Annotated in this window: 24 protein-coding genes; 6 read left to right on the top strand and 18 right to left on the bottom strand. The window is 69.6% G+C overall.

What is annotated here, in order from left to right:
* Positions 1-15 precede the first annotated feature (15 nt).
* Positions 16-1,332 (bottom strand): Tol-Pal system beta propeller repeat protein TolB, encoded by a 1,317-nt coding sequence (tolB, locus tag AC1DYK_RS05910; RefSeq protein WP_478165413.1) that lies wholly within the window; start codon positions 1,330-1,332, stop codon positions 16-18.
* Positions 1,333-1,476: 144 nt separating this feature from the next.
* Between tolB and msbA the strand changes: the two genes are divergently transcribed.
* Positions 1,477-3,261 (top strand): lipid A export permease/ATP-binding protein MsbA, encoded by a 1,785-nt coding sequence (gene msbA, locus AC1DYK_RS05915; protein WP_478165414.1) that lies wholly within the window; start codon positions 1,477-1,479, stop codon positions 3,259-3,261.
* A gap of 324 nt (positions 3,262-3,585) precedes the next feature.
* On the opposite strand, the gene rng is transcribed toward msbA, so the two are convergent.
* From rng to AC1DYK_RS05955, 8 genes are all read right to left on the bottom strand, one after another.
* Positions 3,586-5,112: a ribonuclease G gene (rng, locus tag AC1DYK_RS05920; RefSeq protein WP_478165415.1), complete on the bottom strand. Its 1,527-nt coding sequence runs from the start codon at positions 5,110-5,112 to the stop codon at positions 3,586-3,588.
* Between the two features lie 6 nt (positions 5,113-5,118).
* Positions 5,119-5,724, bottom strand: coding sequence for a Maf family protein (locus AC1DYK_RS05925; protein WP_478165416.1), 606 nt, complete (start codon positions 5,722-5,724; stop codon positions 5,119-5,121).
* A gap of 126 nt (positions 5,725-5,850) precedes the next feature.
* Positions 5,851-6,318 carry a 23S rRNA (pseudouridine(1915)-N(3))-methyltransferase RlmH gene (gene rlmH / locus AC1DYK_RS05930; RefSeq protein ID WP_076997156.1) on the bottom strand — a complete coding sequence of 156 codons (468 nt, stop codon included), beginning with the start codon at positions 6,316-6,318 and terminating at the stop codon, positions 5,851-5,853.
* Positions 6,315-6,980, bottom strand: coding sequence for a ribosome silencing factor (gene rsfS / locus AC1DYK_RS05935; RefSeq protein ID WP_478165417.1), 666 nt, complete (start codon positions 6,978-6,980; stop codon positions 6,315-6,317). Before rsfS ends, rlmH begins: the two co-directional genes overlap by 4 nt.
* The gene (gene nadD, locus AC1DYK_RS05940; RefSeq protein WP_478165418.1) at positions 6,980-7,600 is read right to left on the bottom strand and encodes a nicotinate (nicotinamide) nucleotide adenylyltransferase; all 621 of its coding nucleotides are present in this window, start codon (positions 7,598-7,600) and stop codon (positions 6,980-6,982) included. The genes rsfS and nadD overlap by 1 nt, the downstream gene beginning before the upstream one ends.
* Positions 7,591-8,517, bottom strand: coding sequence for an oxygen-dependent coproporphyrinogen oxidase (hemF, locus tag AC1DYK_RS05945; RefSeq protein WP_478165419.1), 927 nt, complete (start codon positions 8,515-8,517; stop codon positions 7,591-7,593). Before hemF ends, nadD begins: the two co-directional genes overlap by 10 nt.
* 14 nt (positions 8,518-8,531) lie before the next feature.
* The gene (gene purD / locus AC1DYK_RS05950) at positions 8,532-9,827 is read right to left on the bottom strand and encodes a phosphoribosylamine--glycine ligase (RefSeq protein WP_478165420.1); all 1,296 of its coding nucleotides are present in this window, start codon (positions 9,825-9,827) and stop codon (positions 8,532-8,534) included.
* 25 nt (positions 9,828-9,852) lie between these two features.
* Positions 9,853-10,578: a YebC/PmpR family DNA-binding transcriptional regulator gene (locus tag AC1DYK_RS05955; protein WP_478087443.1), complete on the bottom strand. Its 726-nt coding sequence runs from the start codon at positions 10,576-10,578 to the stop codon at positions 9,853-9,855.
* A 158-nt stretch (positions 10,579-10,736) separates the two neighbouring features.
* Here AC1DYK_RS05955 and AC1DYK_RS05960 point away from each other — a divergent pair, with 158 nt between their 5' ends.
* From AC1DYK_RS05960 to AC1DYK_RS05980, 5 genes are read left to right on the top strand one after another with little or no spacing between them, the layout of a single operon-like run.
* Positions 10,737-12,098, top strand: coding sequence for an NAD(P)/FAD-dependent oxidoreductase (locus AC1DYK_RS05960; protein WP_478165421.1), 1,362 nt, complete (start codon positions 10,737-10,739; stop codon positions 12,096-12,098).
* Positions 12,095-13,126 (top strand): chorismate transformation FkbO/Hyg5 family protein, encoded by a 1,032-nt coding sequence (locus AC1DYK_RS05965; RefSeq protein ID WP_478165422.1) that lies wholly within the window; start codon positions 12,095-12,097, stop codon positions 13,124-13,126. The genes AC1DYK_RS05960 and AC1DYK_RS05965 overlap by 4 nt, the downstream gene beginning before the upstream one ends.
* Before the next feature lie 15 nt (positions 13,127-13,141).
* Positions 13,142-13,939: a lysophospholipid acyltransferase family protein gene (locus tag AC1DYK_RS05970; RefSeq protein ID WP_478165423.1), complete on the top strand. Its 798-nt coding sequence runs from the start codon at positions 13,142-13,144 to the stop codon at positions 13,937-13,939.
* The gene (locus AC1DYK_RS05975) at positions 13,906-14,682 is read left to right on the top strand and encodes a glycosyltransferase family 2 protein (RefSeq protein WP_478165424.1); all 777 of its coding nucleotides are present in this window, start codon (positions 13,906-13,908) and stop codon (positions 14,680-14,682) included. The genes AC1DYK_RS05970 and AC1DYK_RS05975 overlap by 34 nt, the downstream gene beginning before the upstream one ends.
* Positions 14,683-14,740: 58 nt before the next feature.
* Positions 14,741-15,037: a DUF4124 domain-containing protein gene (locus AC1DYK_RS05980; protein WP_478165425.1), complete on the top strand. Its 297-nt coding sequence runs from the start codon at positions 14,741-14,743 to the stop codon at positions 15,035-15,037.
* A gap of 24 nt (positions 15,038-15,061) precedes the next feature.
* On the opposite strand, the gene AC1DYK_RS05985 is transcribed toward AC1DYK_RS05980, so the two are convergent.
* From AC1DYK_RS05985 to AC1DYK_RS06025, 9 genes are read right to left on the bottom strand one after another with little or no spacing between them, the layout of a single operon-like run.
* Positions 15,062-15,367, bottom strand: a complete 306-nt coding sequence (locus tag AC1DYK_RS05985; protein ID WP_478165426.1) for an NIPSNAP family protein — start codon at positions 15,365-15,367, stop codon at positions 15,062-15,064.
* A 16-nt stretch (positions 15,368-15,383) separates the two neighbouring features.
* A complete protein-coding gene (gene fabG / locus AC1DYK_RS05990) occupies positions 15,384-16,115 on the bottom strand; it encodes a 3-oxoacyl-ACP reductase FabG (RefSeq protein ID WP_478165427.1) in 732 nt (243 codons plus the stop codon).
* The gene (locus tag AC1DYK_RS05995; RefSeq protein ID WP_478165428.1) at positions 16,112-16,579 is read right to left on the bottom strand and encodes a hotdog family protein; all 468 of its coding nucleotides are present in this window, start codon (positions 16,577-16,579) and stop codon (positions 16,112-16,114) included. The genes fabG and AC1DYK_RS05995 overlap by 4 nt, the downstream gene beginning before the upstream one ends.
* A complete protein-coding gene (locus AC1DYK_RS06000) occupies positions 16,576-17,313 on the bottom strand; it encodes a class I SAM-dependent methyltransferase (RefSeq protein ID WP_478165429.1) in 738 nt (245 codons plus the stop codon). The genes AC1DYK_RS05995 and AC1DYK_RS06000 overlap by 4 nt, the downstream gene beginning before the upstream one ends.
* Positions 17,314-17,321: 8 nt before the next feature.
* Positions 17,322-18,167, bottom strand: a complete 846-nt coding sequence (locus AC1DYK_RS06005; RefSeq protein ID WP_478165430.1) for a polysaccharide deacetylase family protein — start codon at positions 18,165-18,167, stop codon at positions 17,322-17,324.
* On the bottom strand, positions 18,167-20,557 hold the full coding sequence (locus AC1DYK_RS06010) for an MMPL family transporter (protein WP_478165431.1): 2,391 nt from the start codon (positions 20,555-20,557) through the stop codon (positions 18,167-18,169). Before AC1DYK_RS06010 ends, AC1DYK_RS06005 begins: the two co-directional genes overlap by 1 nt.
* The gene (locus AC1DYK_RS06015) at positions 20,554-21,174 is read right to left on the bottom strand and encodes a LolA-related protein (protein ID WP_478092719.1); all 621 of its coding nucleotides are present in this window, start codon (positions 21,172-21,174) and stop codon (positions 20,554-20,556) included. The genes AC1DYK_RS06010 and AC1DYK_RS06015 overlap by 4 nt, the downstream gene beginning before the upstream one ends.
* The gene (locus AC1DYK_RS06020) at positions 21,164-22,144 is read right to left on the bottom strand and encodes an acyl-CoA synthetase (RefSeq protein WP_478165432.1); all 981 of its coding nucleotides are present in this window, start codon (positions 22,142-22,144) and stop codon (positions 21,164-21,166) included. The genes AC1DYK_RS06015 and AC1DYK_RS06020 overlap by 11 nt, the downstream gene beginning before the upstream one ends.
* Positions 22,141-23,838 carry an AMP-binding protein gene (locus AC1DYK_RS06025; RefSeq protein ID WP_478165433.1) on the bottom strand — a complete coding sequence of 566 codons (1,698 nt, stop codon included), beginning with the start codon at positions 23,836-23,838 and terminating at the stop codon, positions 22,141-22,143. The genes AC1DYK_RS06020 and AC1DYK_RS06025 overlap by 4 nt, the downstream gene beginning before the upstream one ends.
* Positions 23,839-23,842: the final 4 nt, after the last annotated feature.

Raw genomic sequence — 23,842 nt, forward strand, 5'->3', positions numbered from 1 at the left:
AACTCCTCAAGTTAATCATTGCTTTTGAAACGGACCCCAGTCCGGTTCCCTGATGTCTCCTGCCTGCCCCGCCAGTCGCGCCTTGATCTTGCCGTCGAGCGTCGTGGTCATCAGGGCCTCGCGCCCCTGGAGCTTGGTGGCGTAGACGATCAGTTTGCTGTTCGGTGCAAAGCTGGGATTCTCGTCGGCCGTGGTGTCGGTGATCGCCTGCACGTTGCCGGTGGCCAACTCCATCACGTGGAGTTTGAAGCCCCCGCCCACGCGGGAGATATAGGCCAGCCAGCGACCATCGCCGCTGACCGACGGAGAAATGTTGTAGGCGCCGCTGAAGGTCACCCGGGTCGGGTTCCCGCCGCTGGCGCCCATCTTGTAGATCTGCGGCGCACCGCCGCGGTCGCTGACGAAATAGATCGTGCTGCCGTCGGCCGAATAGACCGGCTCGGTGTCGATGCTGTTGCTTTGCGTGAGCCGGCGCGGTTCTCCGCCGCCGGACGAGATGGTGTAGAGCTGCGAGCCACCGTCGCGGCTCAGCGTGACGGCCAGCGTGCCGCCGTCCGGGGCCCAGGCCGGGGCGCTGTTGGAGCCGCGGAAGTTCGCCACCAGGCGCCGCTGGCCGCTGGCCACGTTGTGCACGTAGACCACCGGCTTTCGCGATTCGAAGGACACGTAGGCCAACTGGCTGCCGTTGGACGACCAGGACGGCGAGATGATCGGTTCCGGACTGGCGAGCGCGGCTTGCGCGTTCTCGCCATCGGCATCGGCCACCCACAGCGTGTAGCGGCTGCCGCCCTTGGTGACGTAGGCGATACGGGTCGAGAAGATGCCCTTCTCACCCGTCAGCTTTTCGTAGATGTAGTCGGCGATGCGGTGCGAGGCCAGCCGCAGGTCGCCCTGCGGGACGGTGTAGCTCTGGCCGCCCAGGTCCTGCCCGCGGACCACGTCCCAGAGGCGGAAACGGACGTCGAAGCGGCCGTCGGCCAGCCGCGTCACGCTGCCCACTGCGAGCGAATCGGCGGTGCGCTGGCGCCACAGGCTCAGGTCGGGCCGCGAGCTCTCGTCGAGCGACTGGCCGGAGGCATCGACGCCGCGGAACTGTCCGCTGCGCTCGAGGTCGGCCTGCACGATGGCGGAGATCTTCTGCGGCGACGACTCCTCGCCCCGGAACGGAGCGATCGCGATCGGCAGTTGCGTCACCCCGACACCCGACACCTCGACCCGGAACTGGGCCAGCGCGGGAAGCACGGGGGTGGCGGCAAGGGCCGCAATCAAGGCGCGGCGAGCGGAGAACGATGAAGAAGGGGTTGGGGAGAGGTCTTGCAACGGCTTTTTCATGCAATTCGGAGAGGTTTCCGAGGATTAAGTTTCTTGTCTCGGACAAAACAGCTCACATGGTACATGTTGCGATGGCAGGGAGGTCACAAAACGTGTATGACCCGGCCCGGTCCTACAAGGAGCACGCCCGTAGAATGCGCCGCCATGCAGCCCTCCCCCGCCACCGACACGGTGCGCCTCCCCCTGACCCGACGACTCGCGCGCCTGATGACCTGGTTCGGCAGTTCGCGCCGCTGGTGGGCGCTGGGCATCGCGACCGCGGCGGTCGCCGCGCTCACCGAGCCCCTGCTGGCCGCGATGCTCAAGCCGCTGTTCGATCGCGGCTTCACGCGCGGACAACTGGCGCTGTGGATCGTGCCGGTGGCGATCATCCTGCTCTTCCTCGTGCGCGGCGTGGCGCAGTTCATTTCTCAATATGCCCTGGCGCGCATCGCCAATGAAGGCATGCAGGGACTGCGGCGCATGCTGTTCCAGCGCCTGCTCGAAGCGGAACTCGCCCTGTTTTCGCGTCAGTCGGCCAGCACCCTGTCGAACACGGTGGTCTACGAGGTGCAGACCGGCGCCATGCTGCTGGTGCAGGCGCTGCTGAGCTTGTCGCGCGATGGCTTCGTGACGGTGGCGCTGCTGTTCTACCTGGTCTACCTGAACTGGAAGCTCACGCTGATCGTCGGCGTGATGGTGCCGGGCGTGGCCTGGATCATGAAGGTGCTGTCCAAGCGGCTCTACCACCTGACGCGCCTCGGGCAGCATGCCACCGACGAACTGGCCTACGTGGTCGAGGAGAACGTGCTCGCCCACAAGATGGTGCGCCTGCATCGTGCCGAAGCCAGCCAGAGCGAGCGCTTCGAGCGCCTGAGCCACAGCCTCAATCGCCTGGCCGTGAAATCGACCATCGCCCAGGCCGCGATGACGCCGCTCACGCAGCTCTTTGCCGCCTTCGCGCTGTCGATCGTCGTGATGATCGCGCTCTGGCAGGCCGGGGAGAAAGGGCTGACGGTCGGCGGCTTCATCTCGTACGTGACGGCGATGCTGATGCTGATCGCGCCGATCCGGCGCCTCGCCGACATGGCCAATCCGATCACGCGCGGGCTGGCCGCGCTCGAGCGCGGCCTGGCGCTGATCGATGAGGTTCCCTCGGAAACGCAGGGCCGGTTCGTGCTCGAACGCGCAGCCGGCCACATCGAGCTGCGGCGCGTCTGCGTCAACTACCGCGGCGACGACGAGGCACGCGCGCTCGACGGCGTCAGCCTGGCGATCGAGCCCGGCGAGGTGATCGCCTTCGTCGGCCCCTCGGGCTCCGGGAAAACGACGCTGGTCAACCTGCTGCCGCGCTTCGTGCTGCCGAGCGCCGGCGAAGTACTGCTCGATGGCCACGAGGTCGGCGAATGGCAGCTGGCCAGCCTGCGCGCGCAGTTCGCGATGGTCAGCCAGGACGTGGTGATGCTCAACGACAGCCTGGCAGCGAACGTCGCGCTCGGCGCCGCGATCGACCGCGACCGCGTGCTCGAATGCGTCGCTGCCGCCAATCTCTCCGTCCACGTGGAAGGCCTGCCGCAGGGCATCGACACCGTGCTGGGCCACAACGCGACGCAGTTGTCGGGCGGCCAGCGGCAGCGCCTGGCGATCGCACGTGCGCTCTACAAGAACGCGCCGATCCTGCTGCTCGACGAAGCCACTTCGGCGCTCGACACCGAATCCGAGCGGCTGGTGCAGGAGGCGCTGCAGCGCCTCATGCAGGGCCGCACCACGCTGATCGTGGCCCACCGCCTCTCGACCATCCAGCATGCCAACCGCATCGTCGTGATGGAGCACGGCCGCATCGCCGAGCACGGCACGCACGAACAGCTGATGGCGCTCGACGGCCTCTACGCCCGGCTGCAGACCAACGCTATCCGCACCACCCCTCCCGGACAAGCCGCGACCCTCTGACCGCGGCCGGCGCAGCCAGGCCCGTTGGTGAAACACCGCGGAACCGGCTTCGCCGGGCCGCTGGTGTTGCCCCCGGCAGGGGGTGGGCGCCCCGACACGAAGTGCGGGGCAACCTGGGGGCGAGCAACAGTCCTACCGCGGAACCGGCTTCGCCGGGCCGCCGGTGTTGCCCCCGGCAGGGGGTGGGCGCCCCGACACGAAGTGCGGGGCAACCTGGGGGCGAGCAACAGTCCTACCGCGGAACCTGCTTCGCCGGGCCGCTGGTGTTGCCCTCGGCAGGGGGTGGGCGCCCGGACACGAAGTGCCGGGCAACCTGGGGGCGAGCTAGAGCAACACGATGTCGTACTGGCCTTGTCCCATCGCGGGCTCGGCCTGAAGCGAGATCGGCTTGCCGATGAAGTCGCTCAAGCCCGCCAGGTGCTGGCTCTCCTCGTCGAGGAACAGTTCGATCACCTGCGGCGACGAGACGATGCGGAATTCGCGCGGCGTGAACTGGCGCGCCTCGCGCAGGATCTCGCGCAGCACGTCGTAGGCCACGCTGCGCGCGGTCTTCACGATGCCTTGGCCGTTGCAGGCCAGGCACGGCTCGCACAGCATGTGGGCCAGCGATTCGCGCGTGCGCTTGCGCGTCATCTCGACCAGCCCCAGTTGCGAGAAGCCGCCCGCGGTGGTCTTCACGCGATCACGCGCGAGCTGCTTGCGGAACTCCGCCAGCACCTGCTCGCGATGGTCGTCGCGGGCCATGTCGATGAAGTCGACGATCACGATGCCGCCCAGGTTGCGCAGCCGCAGCTGCCGCGCGATGGCCTGCGCCGCCTCCAGGTTGGTCTTGAAGATGGTGTCGTCGAAATTGCGCGCGCCGACGAAGCCGCCGGTGTTGACGTCGACCGTGGTCAGCGCCTCGGTCTGGTCGACCACCAAGTAGCCGCCGGACTTCAGGTCGACCCTGCGGCCCAGCGCCTTGGCGATCTCCTCGTCGATCGAATAGAGGTCGAAGATCGGCCGCTCGCCCTTGTAGAGCTGCAGCTTGCCGGCCGCCTGCGGCATGAACTCGAGACCGAACTTGAGCAGCGACTCGAACTGCTCGCGCGAGTCGATGCGGATCGTCTGCGTGTCCTCGCTGGTCATGTCGCGCAGCACGCGCTGCAACAGGCTCAGGTCCTGGTGCAGCAGCGACATCGGCGGCATCCGCACCGACAGCTCGCGGATGCGGGTCCAGGTCTTGCGCAGGTAGGCGATGTCCTCGGCCAGCTCGGCGTCGCTCGAATCCTCGCCGTTGGTGCGCAGGATGAAGCCGCCGGTGTTGGCGGGCACCACGCCACCGCTGTCGGCCGCGGCCGCCGCCTCGATCAGCAGCTGCATGCGGCTGCGCAGCGCATCGCGCAGGTCGGGCGGGATCTTCTGCGAAACACCGATGTGATTGTCCTGCGGCAGGAAGACCAGCAGCCGCCCGGCGATGCTGATCTGGGTCGACAGACGCGCGCCCTTGGTGCCGATCGGGTCCTTGATCACCTGCACCAGCAAGGACTGGCCCTCGAACACCTGCTTCTCGATCGGCACCATGGCGCCGCCGTTGCGATGATCGCGCTCGGGCGTCGGGGTACTCGGCCGCGAGCCCGGGGTGAACGGTGCCACGATGTCGGCCACGTGCAGGAAGGCGGTGCGGTCCAGGCCGATGTCGATGAAGGCCGACTGCATGCCCGGCAGCACGCGCGACACCTTGCCCAGGTAGATGTTGCCGACCAGACCGCGCTCGAGCGTGCGCTCCACGTGGAGCTCCTGCACGGCGCCGTGCTCGACCAGGGCGACGCGGGTCTCCTGGGGGGACCAGTTGATCAGGATGTCTTGCATGTTTTTCTAGGTCTCGAAGCCGGCCTGGCGCAGCAACTCGGCAGTCTCGAACATCGGGAGGCCCATGATGCCCGAATGCGAGCCGCTGATGTGTTCGATGAAGGCCGCGGCCCGCCCCTGGATCGCATAGGCGCCGGCCTTGCCGAGCGGCTCGCCGCTGGCGACATAGGCGGCGACCTGCGGCGCGGCGAGCGCGGCAAAGCGCACGTGCGAGACGTTGAGCGCGGCCTGCCGCCGGCCGCCGTGCTGCAGCGCGATCGCGGTCATGACGCGGTGGGTCCGGCCCGACAGCAGCTGGAGCATGCGAACGGCATCGGGGCCATCCTCCGGCTTGCCGAGGATCGTGCGGCCGATCGCCACGGTGGTGTCGGCGCAAAGGATCGGCGCCGCCGGCAGGCCGCGGCGCTCGTGCCGCGCCACGGCGGCATCGAGCTTCAGCGCCGTGACCCGCTGCACGTAGGCCGTCGGCGATTCGCCGGGCAGCACGGCTTCGAGCGACTCGGCGTCTTCGTCGGCCGAGGCCAGCAGCAACTCATGGCGCACGCCGATCTGCGCCAGCAATTGCGCCCGGCGCGGGCTCTGCGACGCCAGGTAAATGAAGGCTGCGCTCATTCGGCAACCTCCGTGCTGCGCACTGCGGTGCGAGCTTGCTTGGGGCGGCCCGGCGCGGCGCTCATTCGGCAACCTCCGTGCTGCGCACTGCGGTGCGAGCTTGCTTGGGGCGGCCCAGCGCGGCGCTCATTCGCGGTGGTACGGGTGGCCGGCGTTGACCGACCACGCGCGATACAGCTGCTCGACGAGCAGCACGCGCGCCATCGCATGCGGCAGCGTGAGGTCGGACAGGCGGATGCGCTCGTGCGCAGCCGCCTTGAATGCGGGGTCGAGGCCGTCGGGCCCGCCGATCACCAGCGCGACGTCATCGCCCTCGCCTTGCCAGGCCTGCAGACGGGCTGCGAGCGCCTTGGTGGTCAGCGCGGTGCCGCGCTCGTCGAGGGCGACGATGCGCATGCCCTTGGCGATCGCGGCCTCGATGCGCTCGCGCTCGGCCGCATAGAGGGTTTCGAGGGTCTTGGAGCCGCGCGGCTCGGTCTTGACCGCGCGCAGTTCGAGCTTGAGCTCGGGCGGAAAGCGCTTGGCGTAGTCGTCCCAGGCGGTCTGCGCCCAGTCGGGCATGCGCTGCCCGACCGCGACCACCAGCAGTTTCATGACCTCGGCGAGGTCGTCTTGCGTGCGGCCTTCTTCGCTGCGGGAGCGGCCTTCTTCGCGGCCGCCTTCTTGGCCGGCGCCTTGTTGACCACCATGGTCTTCACGGGCGTCTTGGCCGCAGCGGTCTTGCGCGCTGCGGGCTTCCTGGCCGCCGGCTTCTGCTTCTCGAGCTTGGCGGCCTGCTCGGCGGAGCGGATGGCCGTCTTGGCCGCGCTGGAGCGGCGCAGCGACGTGCTGACCTTCTTCGCGGCAGGCGCCTTCTCTTCCGAGGCCTGGGGGGCGGCCGGCTTGACGGCACCGAGCTTGGTCCGCACCGGCTTGTCGCCCCAGATCTCCTCGAGGTGGTAGTAGCGGCGGATGGCCGGCTGCATGATGTGCGCCACGGCCGCGCCGCAGTCCACGATGATCCACTCGCCGTTGGCCTCGCCTTCCACCCGCGGCTTGTTGAAGCCGGCGTCGCGCACCGCATCGCGCACGCTGGCGGCCAGCGCCTTGGTCTGGCGGTTGGAGGTGCCCGAGGCGACGATCACGCGCTCGAACAGCGGGGAGAGATGTTCTGTGTCGAAGACCTGGATGTCCTGCGCCTTGACGTCCTCGAGGCCGTCGATGATGGCCCGCTGGAGTTTTTGGGTGTCTTTTTTGGCGGCGGCTTCAGTGGTCATCAGGCGGATCGGTAGAGATGGTGTTTGTCAATATAGCGTGCAACCGCCGGCGGAACCAGACCATCGAGCCCAACGGCACGCACAGCGCGCGCCCGGATGTCGGTCGCGCTGGTGTCCATGGGCTGGAGATCGAGGGGTTCGAAACGCGCGCCGGGCGGGAGAGATGGCAGGACTGAAGGGTCGAAACGACCGCTGCCCCCCGTGGCTGCTTCGCGATTTGCTACGGAAATTATAGCAATCGAAAATATCTCCTCCCAGCCGTGCCAGCGCGGCAGCGACAGGGCCTGGTCGGCGCCCACGATCAGCACCGGCTGGGCCGAAGGCTGTTCCTGCTGCAATTCGCGCAGGGTGTCGAGCGTGTAGGTCGGTCCGGGGCGCAGGATCTCGCGGGCATCGACCACCACGCGGGCGATCCCTTCGAAGGCCAGTCGCGCCATCGCGAGGCGGTCCTCGGCGGCACTCAGCGCCCGGTCCTTGTGCCAGGCCTGCCCGGTCGGAAAGATGCGCAATTCGGCCAGGTCCAATTGCGCCAGGGCGGCCTGCACCAGGGCCACATGCGCGTTGTGGGGCGGATCGAAGGCGCCGCCGAACACACCGACTCGCGGGCGGCTCAGAGCCATTCGCGCCGCACGATGAAGTCGCTGTACAGCGAAGCCTCGGGGCTGCCCGCCTCGGGCTGCTGACGGTAGGCCCAGCTGGCCAGCGGCGGCATCGACAGCAGGATCGATTCGGTGCGCCCACCCGACTGCAGGCCGAAGTGCGTGCCGCGGTCCCACACCAGGTTGAATTCGACATAGCGGCCGCGCCGGTAGAGTTGGAAGGCACGCTCGCGCTCGCCGTACGGCGCGTCGCGCCGCCGATCGACGATCGGCAGGTAGGCCGGCAGGAAGGCATCGCCGACCGAGCGCAGCATGGCGAAGCTCTGCTCGAAGCCCGGCTCGGCGAAGTCGTCGAAGAAGATGCCGCCGACGCCGCGCTGCTCGTTGCGGTGCTTCAGCGTGAAGTAGTCGTCGCACCAGGTCTTGAAGCGTGGGTACTTGTCCTCGCCGAAGGGGGCCAGCGCGTCGCGGCAGCTGCGGTGGAAATGGACCGCATCCTCCTCGAAGCCGTAACAGGGCGTCAGATCCATGCCGCCGCCGAACCAGCAGACGGGCGCCGCATCCTGCGGCAGCGCGGCCAGCATCCGCACGTTCATGTGAACGATCGGCACATAGGGATTGCGCGGATGGAACACCAGGGACACACCCATCGCCTCGAAGGGCGCGCCGGCCAGCTCGGGCCGGTGCTGGGTCGCCGAGGGCGGCAGCCGTGGCCCGCGCACCTGCGAGAAGCCGCAGCCCGCGCGCTCGAACAAGGCGCCGCCTTCGAGGATGCAAGTCAGGCCGCTGCCCTGCAGCGGCTCGCCGGGCTCCTTCTGCCAGGCGTCGCGAACGCAGCGTCCGCCGTCGGCGGTCTCGATCGCGGCGACGATGCGCTGCTGCAGGCCGCGCAGATAGTCCGCCACAGCCTCCGGCCGGGTGTCGAGGGTGCCTTGCATCGGGCCTGCAGCCATCAAGCCTGCGGCGAGCGCGCGTGGACCGCGCGGTGGCCGATGTCCTTGCGGTACTGGGCGCCGTCGAACTGGATCCGCGCCGCGACCGCGTAGGCGCGCTGCTGTGCCAGCTTGACGCTGTCGGCCAGCACGGTCACGCAGAGCACGCGCCCGCCGCTGGTGGCGAGTTCGCCGCTGTCGAGCGTGGTGCCGGCATGGAACACGACGGCATCGGGCGCCTCGGGCGGAATGCCCGTGATGCGGTCGCCCTTGCGCGGCGCCAGCGGATAGCCGTGCGCGGCCATCACGATGCCCAGGGCGACGCGCCGGTCCCACTCGAGTTCGACCTGATCGAGCGTGCCGTCGGTCGCATGCCAGAAGACCTCGAACAGGTCGGACTTGAGCCGCAGCATGATCGGCTGCGTCTCGGGGTCGCCCATGCGGCAGTTGAACTCGAGCGTCTTGGGATGCCCCTTGCCGTCGATCATGAGGCCGGCGTACAGGAAGCCGGTGTACGGAATGCCGTCCTTCTCCATGCCGCGGATGGTCGGCAGGATGATCTCGCGCATCGCGCGCGCATGCACCTCGGCGGTCACCACCGGCGCCGGCGAGTAGGCGCCCATGCCGCCGGTGTTCGGCCCCTGATCGCCATCCAGCAGGCGCTTGTGGTCCTGGCTGGTGGCCAGCGCGGTCACGTTCTTGCCGTCGCACAGCACGATGAAACTGGCTTCTTCGCCCTGCAGGAACTCCTCGATCACCACGCGCGCGCCGCCCTCGTTGTGGGAGACGCCGAACTTGTTGTCCAGCAGCATGAAGTCGATCGCTTCATGCGCCTCGGCCAGCGTGGTCGCGACCACCACGCCCTTGCCGGCCGCCAGGCCGTCGGCCTTGACCACGATCGGCGCGCCCCTGGCATCGACATAGGCATGCGCCGCCGCCGCGTCGGTGAAGGCCTCGTACTCGGCAGTCGGGATGGCGTGCCGCTTCATGAAGGCCTTGGAGAAGGCCTTGGAACTCTCGAGCTGCGCCGCCGCCTGGGTCGGCCCGAAGATGCGCAGGCCGTGGGCGCGGAACTCGTCGACCACGCCGGCGGCCAGCGGCGCCTCGGGGCCGACCACGGTCAGCCCGATCTTTTCCTTCTGGGCCCAGGCGCGCAGGTCTGCGGGCGCCGTGATGTCCACGCATTCGTAGCGGGTGTCCGAGCGCGTGCCGCCGTTGCCGGGCGCCACGTAGACCCGGCTGACCCGGTCCGACTGCGCCAGTCGCCACGCCAGGGCGTGCTCGCGGCCGCCGCCTCCAATCACCAGTACCTTCATTCGCGGGCTTTCGTTCGCCGGGCCGTCATTCGGACAGCGCGGCGTTGTGATAGACATCCTGCACGTCGTCCAGGTCTTCCAGGACGTCGAGCAGCTTCTGCATGCGGGCGGCTTCCTCGCCGGCGAGTTCGATCGTGTTCTCGGCCCGCATCGTGACCTCGGCGATCTCGGGCTTGAGGCCGGCCGCCTCGAGCGCGTTCTTGACGGCTTCGAAATCGCCGACCGCGGTCAGTACCTCGATCGCGCCGTCGTCGTCGCTGACGACGTCTTCGGCACCGGCCTCGAGCGCCACTTCCATCACCTTGTCCTCGCTGGTGCCGGGCCCGAACACGAGCTGGCCGCAGTGCTTGAACTGGAACGCCACCGAGCCTTCGGTGCCCATGTTGCCGCCGTGCTTCGAAAAGGCATGACGCACCTCGGCGACCGTGCGCACGCGGTTGTCGGTCATGGTGTCGACGATGATCGCGGCGCCGCCGATGCCGTAGCCCTCATAGCGGATTTCCTCGTAGTTGACGCCCTCGAGGTTGCCGGTGGCCTTGTCGATGTTGCGCTTGATCGTGTCGATCGGCAGGTTGACCGCCTTGGCCTTCTCGACCGCCAGCCGAAGCCGCGGGTTGGCGCCGAGGTCGCCGCCGCCGGTGCGTGCGGCGACCATGATTTCACGGATGGCGCGGGTCCAGAGCTTGCCGCGTTTCTCGTCCTGACGGCCCTTCCGGTGCTGAATATTCGCCCATTTGCTGTGTCCGGCCATGGCTCTATCTCTCGCAATCTTGTGTTTTCAAACCAGACAGCGAGTTTACTGTCCGGCGGCCGCCGCTGCCTGTCCCGGACTCCAGGAGCGCCGATGCCTTTTTGGGATAATCCTCCGCTGATGCGCCCACTGCGCGAACCACTTCCCCACCCACGCGCATGAACATCCCCCCGCCGATTCCTGAATCCGCTCCGCCCCTGCAGGACAGCTGCGATGTGCTCGTGATCGGGGGCGGTCCGGCCGGCGCCACCGCCGCTGCCCTGCTGGCCCGGCAAGGACGGCGGGTCGTCATGCTCGAGAAGGCGCACCATCCGCGCTTCCACATCGGCGAATCGCTGCTGCCGGCCAATGTCGCGCTGTTCGACAAGCTCGGGCTGCGCGACGACCTCGAGCGCATCGGCATGCCCAAGTGGGGCGTCGAATTCGTCTCACCCGACCACGAACACACCGCCAGGCTCGAGTTCTCCGAGGCCTGGGACAAGACCATGCCCTACGCCTGGCAGGTGCGGCGCTCCGAGATGGACGAGCTCCTGTTCCGCCACGCCGCCGCCCAGGGCGCCGAGGCGCTGGAAGGCTGCCGCGTGCGCGAGGTCAGCTTCGACGCCGATGGTGCCGATGTGCAGGCGGTGCAGGACGACGGCACCCGGCGCCACTGGCGCACGCGCTTCGTCATCGACGCCTCGGGCCGCGACACCTTCCTGTCCAACAAGCTCAAGGCCAAGCAGAAGAACCCCAAGCACAACAGTTCGGCGCTGTTCGGCCACTTCACCAATGCCGAGCGGGCGCCGGGCAAGCTCGAAGGCAACATCACGATTCTCTGGTTCCAGCACGGCTGGTTCTGGTACATCCCGCTGGCCGACGGCAGCACCAGCGTCGGCGCCGTCTGCTGGCCCTATTACCTCAAGTCGCGCAAGAAACCACTGAAGGAATTCTTCGCCGACACCCTGGCGCTGTGCGAGCCGCTCATGCAGCGCCTGAAAGACGCCACGCTGATCGACGACGCGGTCTATGCCACCGGCAACTACTCCTACACCAGCACCCATTGCAGCGGCGAGCGCTACCTGATGCTGGGCGACGCCTACGCGTTCATCGACCCAGTGTTCTCCTCGGGCGTGTACCTGGCGATGCACAGCGCGTTCGTCGGCGCCGAGGTGGTCGCCGCCACCCTCGACCAGCCGGCTCAGGCCGCGGCCGAGCGGCGCCGCTTCGAGGCGCAGATGCGCAAGGGGCCGCGCGAATTCTCCTGGTTCATCTTCCGCGTGACCAACCCGACGATGCGCGAATTCTTCATGTATCCCTCGAACCCCTTGCGCGTCAAGGAAGCGCTGATGTCGCTGCTGGCCGGCGACATCTACGGCAAGACGCCCATCTGGCGCTCGCTGAGGGTGCTGAAGGCCATTTACTTCGCGGTCAGCGCCGCCCATCCGCGCCGCACCTGGGAGGCCTGGCGGCGGCGGCGGCGCAACATCCGCGACCTCGGGCCGCTCGCCGGCGAAAACATCGTCGAGGCCCAGCGATGACCGCACGCCTTCCCCTCGACGCGCCGCCCCTGCGCGTGCAGCGCCTCAGCCTCGCAGACAGCCTGGGCCTCGCCGCCAGCCGCCCCTCGCCTTTCGGCGCGCTCGGCTATGGCACCCCCGACGGCCTGGCCTGGATGCCGACCGTGAATGCGCGGGTGCTGTCCGGCGGCGCCGCGATGGCCGATGTCTGGCACGCCGGCGAGCACATCGAGTCCGGCACCACGGGCGTGGTGCGCTGGCGCAGCGACGGCCACTGGATGCTCGGCGCCATCGACCTCGACGAAAGCGTCGAACGCGCCGGCGTCGCGGCACTGTCGGAACGCGCATACCGCGATCTCTTCGCCGCGCTGGAAGAAACCGGCTGCACGCATCTGCTGCGAATCTGGAACTACCTGCCGCAGATCAACGGCGATGGCGGCGGGCTCGAACGCTACCGCCAGTTCAATGCCGGACGGCAGCAGGCCTTCGTCGACGCCGGCCAGGCCGCCTTCGACGGCGCCCCGGCCGCCTGCGCGCTCGGCATCCACCAGGGCGCGCTCAGCATCCGCTTCCTGGCCGGCCGCACCGCCCCGCTCGCGGTCGAGAACCCACGGCAGGTCTCCGCCTACCGCTACCCGCCGAGCTACGGCCCACGCGCGCCGACCTTCTCGCGCGCTGCGCTGGCCGAGATCGGCGGCGGCGACATCGCGCTCTTCATCTCGGGCACCGCCAGCATCGTCGGCCACGAGACCGTGCATGTGGGCGAATTGCTGCCGCAGGTGCAGGAAACGCTGCGCAATCTCGCGGCGGTGATCGCGGCGGCCAACGCGCGCACCAGCGCCACCTTCGATCTGGCGGCACTGGACTGCGTGGTGTACGTGCGCCATGCCGCCGACGCCCCCCGGGTGCGCCGGGCGCTCGAGGAGGCGCTGGGCCCGCAGGCGCACACGGTGAGCCACGCGGTCTACCTCGAAGCCGACATTTGCCGCCAGGACCTGCTGGTGGAAATCGAGGCCCATTCCGTTGCACGCGGCGCACTGCGCGCCTGACGGCCCGGGCGTCCCATGAACCGGCTGCTTCGCCTGGGACGCTCGCTTCCGTTCGCGCTGCCGCTGTACGCGCTGCTGGCGCTGCTCGGCGCCATCTCGCTGGCCTGGAACCTGGTCGCGATGCTGCTCTACCCGTTGCTGCCGCCGGCCACCGGGCGTGCGCTCGGCCGCAGCGTCATCGCGCGCGCCTACCGCTTCTTCTGGGCGGTCGCCGCGTTCAGCGGCATGATGCGCATCGACGCCGACTGCCTCGATGCCCTGCGCGACGAGCGCGGGCTGATCGTCGTGGCCAACCATCCGACCATGCTCGATGCCCTGCTGCTGGTGGCGCGCCTGCCGCGCAGCGCCTGCATCATGAAGGCCGACCTGATGCGCAACATCTTCCTGGGCGCCGGCGCCCGGCTGGCGCGCTACATCCGCAACGACTCGGCCCGCACCATGGTGCGGCTCGCCGTCGACGACCTCAGGAACGGCGGCCAGCTGGTGATCTTCCCGGAGGGCACGCGCACCGTGACGCCGCCGCTCAACAGCTTCCGGCCGGGCGTCACGCTGATCGCCAAGCTGGCGCAGGCGCCGATCCAGACCGTCTTCATCGACACCGATTCGCCCTACCTCGGCAAGGGCTGGCCCTTGTGGCGCGTGCCGCCGCTGCCGATCGTCTTCAGGCTGAGCCTGGGCCAGCGCTTCGCGCCGTCGCAGGACAGCAATGCGCTGCTGCAGCAGATCGAACACTACTTCCGCCAATCCATGGAACAGCGCGCCCCCGACGCGCAGCCCGCATGCCAGACGTCTCGCGCACCCACCTTGTCCTGATCCCGAGCTACAACACAGGAGAACGCCTGTTCTCCACGGTCAAGGCGGCACGCGCGCAATGGAACCCGGTGTGGGTGGTGGTGGACGGCAGCACCGACGGCACCGGCGAGCGCCTGCAGCAGATGGCCGAGCAAGACGCCGGGCTGCAGGTCTGGCTGCTGCCCCACAACCAGGGCAAGGGCGCAGCGGTGCTGCACGGGCTGCGTGCCGCACAACAGGCCGGCTACACCCATGCGCTGACGATGGACTCCGATGGGCAGCATCCGGCCGACCTGATCCCGGCCTTCATGCAGGCCTCGCGGGCGCGCCCCGACACCATGGTGCTGGGCCGCCCCGTCTTCGATGCCAGCGCCCCGCTGCTGCGCGTGCGCGGCCGCCGCGTCTCCAACGGCTGGACCCAGCTCGAAACCCTGTTCGCGGGCGTCGGCGATTCGCTCTACGGCTTTCGCGTGTACCCGGTGGCCGACCTGATCGCGGTCATGGCGCGCCAGCCATGGATGCGACGCTTCGACTTCGACACGGAAGCGGTGGTGCGCCTCGCCTGGCGCGGCGTCAAGCCGGTCAATATCGATGCGCCGGTGAAGTACCTGACGGCCGAAGAAGGCGGCGTGTCCCACTTCCGCTATGTGCGCGACAACCTGCTGCTGAGCTGGATGCATGCGCGGCTGATGCTGGAGTTCGTTGTGCGGCTGCCTGGGCTGATGTGGCGGAAGGTGCGGGGGGCGCCGCCGTTTCAGCCCTGAGTCCGCCAGGGCGCTGGACGGCGCCGGTGCGCGGCCCTATCATCCTCGCGTGAATACCATGCGCCTACTGATCTGCCTTGCCGGGATCGCCGCCACCCCGTCCGTCTTTGCGGATCCAGTGAATCAATGCAAGGGTGCCGACGGTCGCATCACCCTGACGGAGCGACCTTGCGGAGATCCCGCGACGGAACGAAACCAGCGGCAGCCGTCGCAGATCGCCGTCGATCAGATCCAGGCCGAGGACATTTTCCGCGCGAGAGCACTGAGTCGCGAGGGCCGGCCGCCCGCTTCACCTGAACTCATCGACAGTCGCGGCATTCCGCAGGATCCGGGCAAGAGCGGGGCCTATCGGTGATCTCGAAGACCCGCCTCGCCGGGTTCATTCGAATACAGGCCTGAAGAAACTGCGTTCGTAGCTCAGGATGCAGCGAGTGTCCTGCGCATATTTGAAAGCGGCCTGGCACGCCGTGTCGGTGGCCGACAACGCGCGATATTCCTCGTACGCCGCAAGACTCGGGAACGTGAACATGGCAAGCGCGATGTTGTTCGCGCCTTCCGACGGCAGGAAGTAGCCGTGGTGCTGCCCTCCGAACTTCTCGACCAGAGGAATCCAGAGCTTTCCGTAGTGCTCGAACTCCTCGAGCTTGAACGGATCGATGACATAGCGCAGGTAGCAGGTGACCATGATGGTTCCGAGTTGCCTAGATCATCCCGCCATTGATGGAGATCACCTGCCCCGTGATGTAGGCCGCCTCGTCGCTGGCCAGGAAACCCGCCAGCGCAGCGACCTCTTCAGGCGTCCCGGCGCGCTTCGCAGGCACCATCTGCTGGATCATCGTCGCGTCGAACACTCCATCGGCCATCGGCGAGGCGATGATCCCGGGCGCGATCGCATTCACGGTCACGCCACGCGCCGCGACTTCCAGCGACAGCGCCTTGGTCGCACTGTTGAGTCCGCCCTTGGCCGCCGCGTAGTTGACCTGCCCGCGATTGCCCGTGAGCGAAGCCACCGACGAGATGTTGAGGATCCGCCCCCAGCGCGTGCGCAGCATCGGCAGCAGCAACGGCTGCGTCACGCGGAAGAAGCCGTTGAGCGAGACGTCGATCACCTTGTGCCATTGCTCCGGCCGCATGCCCGGCAGCACCGCGTCGTCGTGCACGCCGGCGTTGTTCACGATGACCTGCACCGGCCCGCCTTCGAGCAGGCGCTGGCAGGCCGCTTGCGCGGCCTCGTCGCTGCGCAGGTCGAAGACCACGCATTCGGCCTTGCCGCCCGCCGCGGCGATGGTGGCCGCCAATTGCTCGACCGACTCGGGCCGCGAGTTGGCGTGCAGCAGCACAGTGGCGCCGTCGCGCGCCAGGCGCTGCGCGATCGCGGCGCCCAGTGCGCCGCTCGCGCCGGTGATCAGGGCGCGTTTTCCGGTGAGACTCATGCGTGGGTTTCCATGGCTAGCGGGGTGTTCAGAACGACGACGGCGCGGCCCTCGGCCAGCGCCCTGCCGGCTGCGTCCCGGACTGAGAATTCGTAGAGGATCTGGCTCACATCGCCCGTGAGCCGCGTGGCATGCACGTGCAGCTCGCCGGCGATGTCGTCGATGCGCTCGACGCCGAGGCGCACGTTGCGCGCGCTGGCGAGAAAGCCGGCGGACGGCTCACTGCCCTCCACCGCCAGCAGCCCGCCGTGCAGCGCCATCGCTTGCGCCGCGTACTCGATCAGGTTCGGCGACAGCAGGCCCGAGGCCGTCCGCAGCGGGTTGTCCGCATGCGCATGCGTGGCCGTCGTGCAATGGATGGAATGCTCGTCCCAGGAGACCAGGTGCTCCAGCATGCACATGGTGCCGCTGTGCGGGATGTGCCGGGCGATGCCGGCGCGATCGAGGGTCTGGGGTGCGGTCATTCGGCTTCCTTGATGTCGGCCACCAGCAGCACGTTGGCGAAGGGCGTGCCCTCGCTCATCGGAATGCTGCGGACCGTGAACCCCAGACGCTGCAGCAGCAGCTTCCAGTCGTCGAGCGGCCGGCCCCAGGTCGGCGACACGCGATGGCCGCGAATGCGCGTCACGGTGCGGTCGACCCACTGGCTGATCGCGAAGCCCCGGCGGCTGGCGGCGTCGCCGACGCGCAGCAGCAGGCGCCCGCCCGGCTGAAGGGCTTCGCGCACGCGGCGCAGCACACCTTCCTGGGCCTCGAGGTCGACATAGTGCAGCACGTCGAGGATCACGACCAGGTCGCTGGGCGGCAGCTCGGCCTTGCACATGTCGGCGCAGACGAATTCCGGCGCGGGCTGGAGATGGCCGATCGAGGTCCGGGCGCGCGCCACGTCCTTGGACATCAGCTCGATGCCGGTGTAGCGGACCGTGGCCGGGGCCGCGCCCCAGGACGCGGGCCAGGCACCGGGCCGCGACTGCATCGCACCCAGGGCCGACAGGAGACTCGCGAACAGGCCCTGCCCGCAGCCGATGTCCACCACGCGGCGCCGGTGCGCGCCGATCAGGCCGCGTTCGATCAGACCGCGAAAGACCGGATCGCGGCCCAGCTTGCCGCGCGCGAAATGCCAGGCAAAGCGGCCGGCCTTGCGGTACGGTGCGGTCGCGTGTTCGTGCACGTGGCGCCACGCGGCGTCGGTGGACACAGGGTTTCTCATGCAGCCATGGCCTCGGGCAATGTGACGGCGCGCAGGCCGTCGGTCTGGATTCTTGCCAGCAGCGGTGGCAGCACGTCCAGCACCACGGCGCGGCCGTCGGCGGTGCGCGCGGCGTGACCGTCGTGCAACAGCAGGATGTCGCCGGCCTGCAGGCCGTGCGCAAGGCGTGCGAGCACGGTGGAGGCATCGCCCTCGCGGGTGTCGAAGCCACGCCGCGTCCAGCTGACCAGGGTCAGCCCCAAGCGATGCAGCACCGGCGCCAGGAAGGGATTGCGCAGGCCCGCGGGCGCGCGAAAGCAGGTCGGCCGCAGCCCGGTCACGTCGAACAGCACCTGCTGCGCGCGCGCGATCTCGGTCTCGAAGCCGCGCGGCCCCAGCAACGAGAAGTTGTGGCGATGCCGCGCCGTGTGGTTCTGGATGCTGTGGCCGCGCACCACGATCTCGCGCGCCAGCGCCGGATGCGCGGCCACGCGCTCGGCGATGCAGAAGAAGGTGGCGCGCTGCCCGTGCGCGTCCAGCAGGTCGAGCACCTGCGGCGTGACCTCCGGGTCGGGTCCGTCGTCGATCGTGATCGCCACCTCGCGCCGCGCGGCCGCAGCCGGCGGCAGCCGCGTCAGGTTCTGCCCGAGCAGGCTGCTGCGCGGCGCCAGGCCGGCGGCGGTGATCAGCAGATGGTTCAGCACGACGGCGGCGACGGCCCAAGGCAACGCGCCCGGCACCGCCACCGCGGCACCGAGGGCCAGCAGGTGCAGGCCGACGCTGGCACGCACCATCGGCGGCCAGGACCAGGATTCGGAACGCACAGATGCAACGGCTTGCGGCATGACCGTGGATTTTCCCATCAGCGGCGATCCACTGGCGCGGGGGCGGCCGTGCGCGCGAAGGCGGCCGACAGCATCAAGGCCAGCAGCGCGCCAGGCGCGACCACGCGGCCGATCGAGGACAAGGCCGGGATGTCCGAGATCGCGATCAGCCCGAAAGAGACCACGGTCGTCAGGTTGGCCAGCATCAGCGAGGCCAGCGTGTCCTCGTCGGCGCGCCCGGTCTCGCGCAGCTGATCGAAGAACAGCGCGTAGTTGGACCCCACGGCCACGATCAGCAGCAACCCGACCAGGTGCAGGATGCCGAGCGGCACCTGCAGCGCGGCCATGCCGCCGAGCGTGAGCACCACCGCGACCACCAGCGGCAGGCAGACCGCCAGCAGGCGGCGTCCGGAGCGCAGCCAGGCGCCCAGCAGCAGCACCACCGCCAGCGCTCCGAGCATCACCTGCATGAAGGCCTCGCGCAGATAGCGCTGGTAGAGCCCGGAGAGCTCCTCGCCGACGTTGACGACCTGCACGTCAGGCAGGCCATCGAGCGCGGCGGCCAGCCGCGCGGCATCGAAGCCGGGGCCGGGATGCAGCGAGATCAATGTCGACCAGCCACCGCCGGAACGCTCGAACATCAGCGCGCCGACCACCGCGTCGACCGGGCCGCCCTGCAGGTCGGCGCGCCGGATCATCGGCTGCGTCCGGGCCGCCTGGACCTCGGCGATGAAAGGTTCCAGGCGCGAGGCCGACAGCGGCAGCCCCTGCGTCGCTTCGGCCAGGCGGCTGCGCAGGGTTGCGGCATCCGGCAGGCTCGCGATGCGCGCCGCCTGCGCCGCCTCGCTGGGCAGCACGCGGGTGACGGTCTCGAAGCCGGCGAGCTCGCCCTTGTCGACCAGGGCCTCGAGGCGCTCGCTCGCGCCTTCCGTGCTGCGCAGGGTCGACTGCACGTCCGCGCCATGGACCACGACCAGGGTCCCGCCGTCGCTGGCGCCGATGTCGTTGCGCAGCTCGGCATCGAGCGCCTGCATGGCCTTGGGCACCGGGCTCATGGCGCCGAGATCGGCCCGCCACAGATAGCCGCCCTGCCACAGCACCAGCACCAGCGCCGCCGCGCCCAGGCCCGTGAGCAGCCAGCGCAGGCGCGGCAGGCCGCGTACCAGGAAACCCGCCAGCTGGGCCATCTGGCGCCGCATGCCCATGCCGGTGGCACCGTCCGGCGCCAGCACCGGAAGCACGTGGCGAGCCACCAGTGCGGCCGCGACGAGGCCCGCGATCGAGAACACGCCCAGCTGCGCCAGGCCCGGGAAACCCGAGAACACCAGCGCCGCGAAACCGCAGACAGAGGTCAGCAGGCCGAGACGCACCGTCGGCCAATGGATGTCGCGCCAGCGCTGCCAGCCGGTGCCGGCAATGGCGGCGCCGCGGGCCTGGATCAGGTAGTAGATCGCGTAGTCGACCGTCTCGCCGATCAGCGTGCTGCCGAAGCCCATTGTCAGGCCGTGCACGCCGCCGAAAACCAGGCTCACCGCTGCCGTGCCGCCGACGACGCCGGTGGCGACCGGCAGCAAGGCGATCACCAGCGCCCGCGGCGAGGCGAAGGCCAGCAGCAGCAAGACGCCCATGACGATCCCGCCGACCACCGCCAGGTGCACCGCCTCGGTCTTGATCTGGTCGCGGCTTTGCACCGAGAACACCGGGGCGCCCGTCATCGCGAGTGTCGGGCCGGCCCCTGCCATGTCGCGCGTGGCGGCATCGAAGGCGCTGCGGACGCGCGTGATCGCCTGGGCGATGGCGTCGAGGTCGCTGCCCGCCGCATGCGTGGTGGCCAGTATCAGCGCCCGCGGCGCGCTGCGCGACGCCCACACGCCCTCTTCGCTGCGCGGCGAACTCGCGGGGATCAGGCCCTCGGCGATGCGCTGGGTCTCGCCGGTCGGGTCGCGCTCCAGCAGCGGCTTGAGGGCGTTGCCCGCCGGTGTGCCGAGCATCGACAGGCTGTCGACGATGGCATCGCGCAGGCCCTGGGCGGTGAAGCGCTCGGGCGTCACCTCGGGTCCCAGCAGGTAGCGGTGGTCGAAGATCCAGGTGCCGGTGTCCTTCCAGTCGCTGGCGTCGCCGTTCTGGACCAGGTCGAAGAGCTTGCTTTGACGCATCGCGGCCGCCACCGCGCGCGAGACCTGCGCGCGCTGCGCCGCATCCTGGCCACCCTCGATGCCGATGAAGATCGTGCGCGAGGCAATGCCGCTTTGCAGCTGCTCGATCAGCACCTGCTGGCGCGCGTCCGGGCTGGCCGGCAGGAAGGCGGAGAGATCGGCGCTGAAGTGCGTGCGCGCAATCAGCGCGATGCCGGCGACCAGCGCCAGCAGCCAGATGCCGAGGGCCAGCGCCGCGCGGCGGCGCCCGGGTGCGGCGGCGGCTCGCGTCACGGAGTGGAACGCACGGGCGTCGTGGCCGTCGTGCCAGCGCCACGTTCGGGCGTGATGCTCATCACCGAGCGGTCGCCGCCGATGAACTCCATGTCGATGCCCAGCACTTCACCGCCCCGCCCGCTGAGGCGCATAGAACGCACCTGCGCGGCCAGGCGCGGGTCGATGGGCTGCAGGTCCAGGGTCCAGCCGTTGGCGGAGCCCGACAGCGTGCTGCGGAAGTAGCGCTGCAGGCTCTGGGCATTGCCGCTCAGCGTGCCGCGCATGGCCTCGACCATGCCGAGCAGCTCGGGCATGCTGTCCAGTGCCAGCGTGCGGGTGCGGCCGCTGCGCGACAGGGTCAGCGTGTTGCCTTCGACGCTCATCGTCTCGGGACGCGGCGACAGCGTGCGGCGCGTCAGCCGGTCCGGCGCGGTGAAGCTCAGCACGCCGCTGGCGTCCAACGGGCCCTCGAGGCCGTGCACGAAGCGCTGCTCGGTGAAGCGGGCTTCGCCGCTCTTTTGCTGCGCCAGCAGGCCCATCAGTTCGGGCAGGTCGAAGGCCCAGGCGGACGAAGGCCACAGAACGGACAGGGCCAGGGCCGCCAGCAGCCCCCTGCCCCAGCGGTCAATGCGCATCTTCAAGCCAGAAATCATGGAAATTGAACCAGTTGTACGGGTAGGCGCGGCACAGCGCCTCGAGCCGCGCCACATAAGTTTCGAGCGCTGCACGGATGCGCCGTTCCCGCTCGGCGGGGTCGCTCACGCGCTCGCTGAAATCGGCCAGCGGCTCGAACAGCACATCGTAGCGGGCGCCACCTGCGTAAAGGCCCGCCATGAAGAAGACCTTGCGGCGCAGCAAGGCCGCCAGCCGGAACGGCCCGTCGTTGAACAGGGCCGGTTGGCCGAGAAAGGAGACCTCGATGCTGCTGCCGCGTTGCTGGCCCGCTTCCTCGGGCCCGGCCAGCGTGCGATCGGCCAGCAGCCCGGCGAGGCCGCCGGAATCGAGCCAGTCGCGCAGCGCGAGCATCGAGTGCGGCCGGCCCAGCGCGATGATGTGCGGCCGCAGTTCGGGCAGGCTGATGGTATTGAGCACCGCGTTGATCTGCTGCGCGTTGTCGGGGTACATCAGCATCGCGGGACGCAGGTCGGCCGGTGACGCGGCGCGATGCTTGCAGGCGCCCAGCGCCTCGAAGCTGCCGACGTGGGCACCGAGCATGAAGGCGCCGCGGCCCGCTTGGACCTCGACCTCGACCGGCGCATTGCCATAGACCCGGATGTCGAACAGGTCCATGCGGCCGCGCAGGAAATAGAGTCGGTCCAGCACGGTCGAGGCGAAGGCATGCAGCAGCCGATAGCCGTCGCTCCAGCCGGCCTGGGGGCCGATGGCCCGGAACAGATAGCGCTTGATGTGGCGCCGCTGGGTCGGCGAGAACAGCAGGAAATAGAGCGAGATCGGGTGCAGGATCAGTCGCGTCAGCGGTCGTCCGCACAGAATGGCGATCGCGCAGATGACCTTGAGCGCCAGCATGTTGCTGCGCTCGGGCGCTCGCGACCAATCGGCCTGGCGCGACTTCGCGTCGCCGGCCTCGGGCCGCGAATCGCTCATGATTGCAGACCAGGGGTCCAGCGCCCGCTGACCGCCACCACGTCGCCGCAGCGGACCTCGAAGCGCAGCCCCCGCGAGGCGCCGGTCTCCGGCATCAGGTCGATCACGAGGCTGCTGCCCGGGCGTACCGGCGCCAGGAACTTGGCCGCGGCCAGCGTGGGTGCGGCGCCGAGGCGCGCCGCCAGCGCGGGCACGCCGCGCACCGCCTCGAGCACCTCGGACAGCAGCAGCGCGCCCGGCAGCAGCGGCTGGCCCGGGAAGTGGCCCGCGAAGGCCGGATGGTCGGCCGGCACGTCGTGCGTGACCTGCACCGGCGTGCCGTCGGAGGCCAGTTGCGCCAGTGCGAACTCGCGCAGCGAGCGCGCCGTGAGCTTGCCCGTGCCTTCGCGCGGGAAGGCCGCCACGTGCACCACACGCCGCGGCACGAACACGGCCTCGACCCGCTCACGCAGCGCGGCGATGATCGCCTGGGCATCGAGCGTCGGTGCGACCACGAAGGCGACCGGACGCACCACGCCGTCGGCCACGTCGTCCGGCAGCCAGAAGGCACCATCCTCGACGCCCGGGATGCTGTTGAGGTGGTGGTTGAGATAGCCCAGCGAACTGCGCCGCCCCGCCACATGGATCAGGTCGTTGGCGCGGCCGAGCAAGCGGAAGCGCTGCGCATCGACCAGTTCCAGGATGTCTGCCATGGGCGTCGGCTCCGGGATGAAGTCGCCCTCGAAGACGAAACGCTCGGCGCCGTCCGCACCATGTTCCGCATGCACGCGGATCTGGCCGAAGGTCTCCCAGACCTCGCCCTGCGTCGGTCGCCGGGTCGCGACCTGGCCCGACTCGGTGCTGCCGTAGATCTCGATCAGGGCACCGCCCATCGCCTGCTCGGCCTGGGCCGCGAGCTGCGGCGACAGCGGCGCGGTGGCCGACAGGATCAGGTCCACCGGCGGCAGCGCGATGCCCGAGAGCAGCAGTGTCTTCAGGTGAAAGGGCGTGGTCACGAGCGCCCGCGGCCGCGGCACCGAGGCCAGCGCCTGTGCCACGTCGGCGGGGAAGAAGGGCCGGCCGCTGTCGAAGGCCGCGCCGCCCAGCAGCGCCAGCAGCACCGACGACTCCAGCCCGTAGCTGTGCTGAACCGGCACCGTCGCGACCAGCGTCAGGCCGGCGAGCGTCGGCCGTCCGAGCAAATCAGCCAGCCGAGCGACCGCGGCCCGGACATCGCCGACCAGGGTGCCCCAGGTCTTGGCGTGCGGCTGCGGTGCGCCGGTGGAGCCTGAGGTCAGCAAGCTCACGGCATGCATGCCGGCATCGATCGCGGGCACCGCCGGCGCTGCCGCGCCGGCGACCGGCGGGCGACCTTCGACCCGCACGCGCGGCAGGCCGGGCGTCTCGAGCTTGGGGTCGTCGATCAGGGCGAAGGCGGGGTCGCCCACTTCGTGCAGCCGCGCCAGCGTGTCAGCCCGCGCGTCGGGCGGCAGCAGGCTCGCTTCGCCGCGCACCAGGGCGGCCGCGAGCCCGACCGCGAAGGCGTAACGGTCGACGCACAGATTGACGACCGGGCCGCCGGGATGCAGTTCGGGGGCCAGGCGGGCGACGTCGGCGAGGAATTCGCGTGCGCTCACCGGCGTGCCGGCGCGCCAGGCGAGGGGCTGGTCCAGATCGCGGTCCGCCAGCAGCGGCAGGAAGGTTTCGAGGCTCAAGGGG

It is taken from the genome of Variovorax sp. P2_H12 (assembly GCF_056403395.1).

Excerpts from the sequence above, each read along its gene's own strand:
- AC1DYK_RS05975 (WP_478165424.1), top strand. The coding sequence starts at position 13,906 with ATGCCAGACGTCTCGCGCACCCACCTTGTCCTGATCCCGAGCTACAAC.
- AC1DYK_RS05980 (WP_478165425.1), top strand. The coding sequence starts at position 14,741 with ATGCGCCTACTGATCTGCCTTGCCGGGATCGCCGCCACCCCGTCCGTC.
- AC1DYK_RS05970 (WP_478165423.1), top strand. The coding sequence starts at position 13,142 with ATGAACCGGCTGCTTCGCCTGGGACGCTCGCTTCCGTTCGCGCTGCCG.
- AC1DYK_RS05925 (WP_478165416.1), bottom strand. The coding sequence starts at position 5,724 with ATGAGCGCAGCCTTCATTTACCTGGCGTCGCAGAGCCCGCGCCGGGCG.
- AC1DYK_RS05955 (WP_478087443.1), bottom strand. The coding sequence starts at position 10,578 with ATGGCCGGACACAGCAAATGGGCGAATATTCAGCACCGGAAGGGCCGT.
- rsfS (WP_478165417.1), bottom strand. The coding sequence starts at position 6,980 with ATGACCACTGAAGCCGCCGCCAAAAAAGACACCCAAAAACTCCAGCGG.
- tolB (WP_478165413.1), bottom strand. The coding sequence starts at position 1,332 with ATGAAAAAGCCGTTGCAAGACCTCTCCCCAACCCCTTCTTCATCGTTC.
- hemF (WP_478165419.1), bottom strand. The coding sequence starts at position 8,517 with ATGCAAGGCACCCTCGACACCCGGCCGGAGGCTGTGGCGGACTATCTG.
- AC1DYK_RS05995 (WP_478165428.1), bottom strand. The coding sequence starts at position 16,579 with ATGACCGCACCCCAGACCCTCGATCGCGCCGGCATCGCCCGGCACATC.
- rng (WP_478165415.1), bottom strand. The coding sequence starts at position 5,112 with ATGCAAGACATCCTGATCAACTGGTCCCCCCAGGAGACCCGCGTCGCC.
- purD (WP_478165420.1), bottom strand. The coding sequence starts at position 9,827 with ATGAAGGTACTGGTGATTGGAGGCGGCGGCCGCGAGCACGCCCTGGCG.
- nadD (WP_478165418.1), bottom strand. The coding sequence starts at position 7,600 with ATGGCTCTGAGCCGCCCGCGAGTCGGTGTGTTCGGCGGCGCCTTCGAT.
- AC1DYK_RS05985 (WP_478165426.1), bottom strand. The coding sequence starts at position 15,367 with ATGGTCACCTGCTACCTGCGCTATGTCATCGATCCGTTCAAGCTCGAG.
- fabG (WP_478165427.1), bottom strand. The coding sequence starts at position 16,115 with ATGAGTCTCACCGGAAAACGCGCCCTGATCACCGGCGCGAGCGGCGCA.
- AC1DYK_RS06005 (WP_478165430.1), bottom strand. The coding sequence starts at position 18,167 with ATGGGAAAATCCACGGTCATGCCGCAAGCCGTTGCATCTGTGCGTTCC.
- AC1DYK_RS06020 (WP_478165432.1), bottom strand. The coding sequence starts at position 22,144 with ATGAGCGATTCGCGGCCCGAGGCCGGCGACGCGAAGTCGCGCCAGGCC.
- rlmH (WP_076997156.1), bottom strand. The coding sequence starts at position 6,318 with ATGAAACTGCTGGTGGTCGCGGTCGGGCAGCGCATGCCCGACTGGGCG.
- AC1DYK_RS05960 (WP_478165421.1), top strand. The coding sequence starts at position 10,737 with ATGAACATCCCCCCGCCGATTCCTGAATCCGCTCCGCCCCTGCAGGAC.
- msbA (WP_478165414.1), top strand. The coding sequence starts at position 1,477 with ATGCAGCCCTCCCCCGCCACCGACACGGTGCGCCTCCCCCTGACCCGA.
- AC1DYK_RS06015 (WP_478092719.1), bottom strand. The coding sequence starts at position 21,174 with ATGCGCATTGACCGCTGGGGCAGGGGGCTGCTGGCGGCCCTGGCCCTG.
- AC1DYK_RS05965 (WP_478165422.1), top strand. The coding sequence starts at position 12,095 with ATGACCGCACGCCTTCCCCTCGACGCGCCGCCCCTGCGCGTGCAGCGC.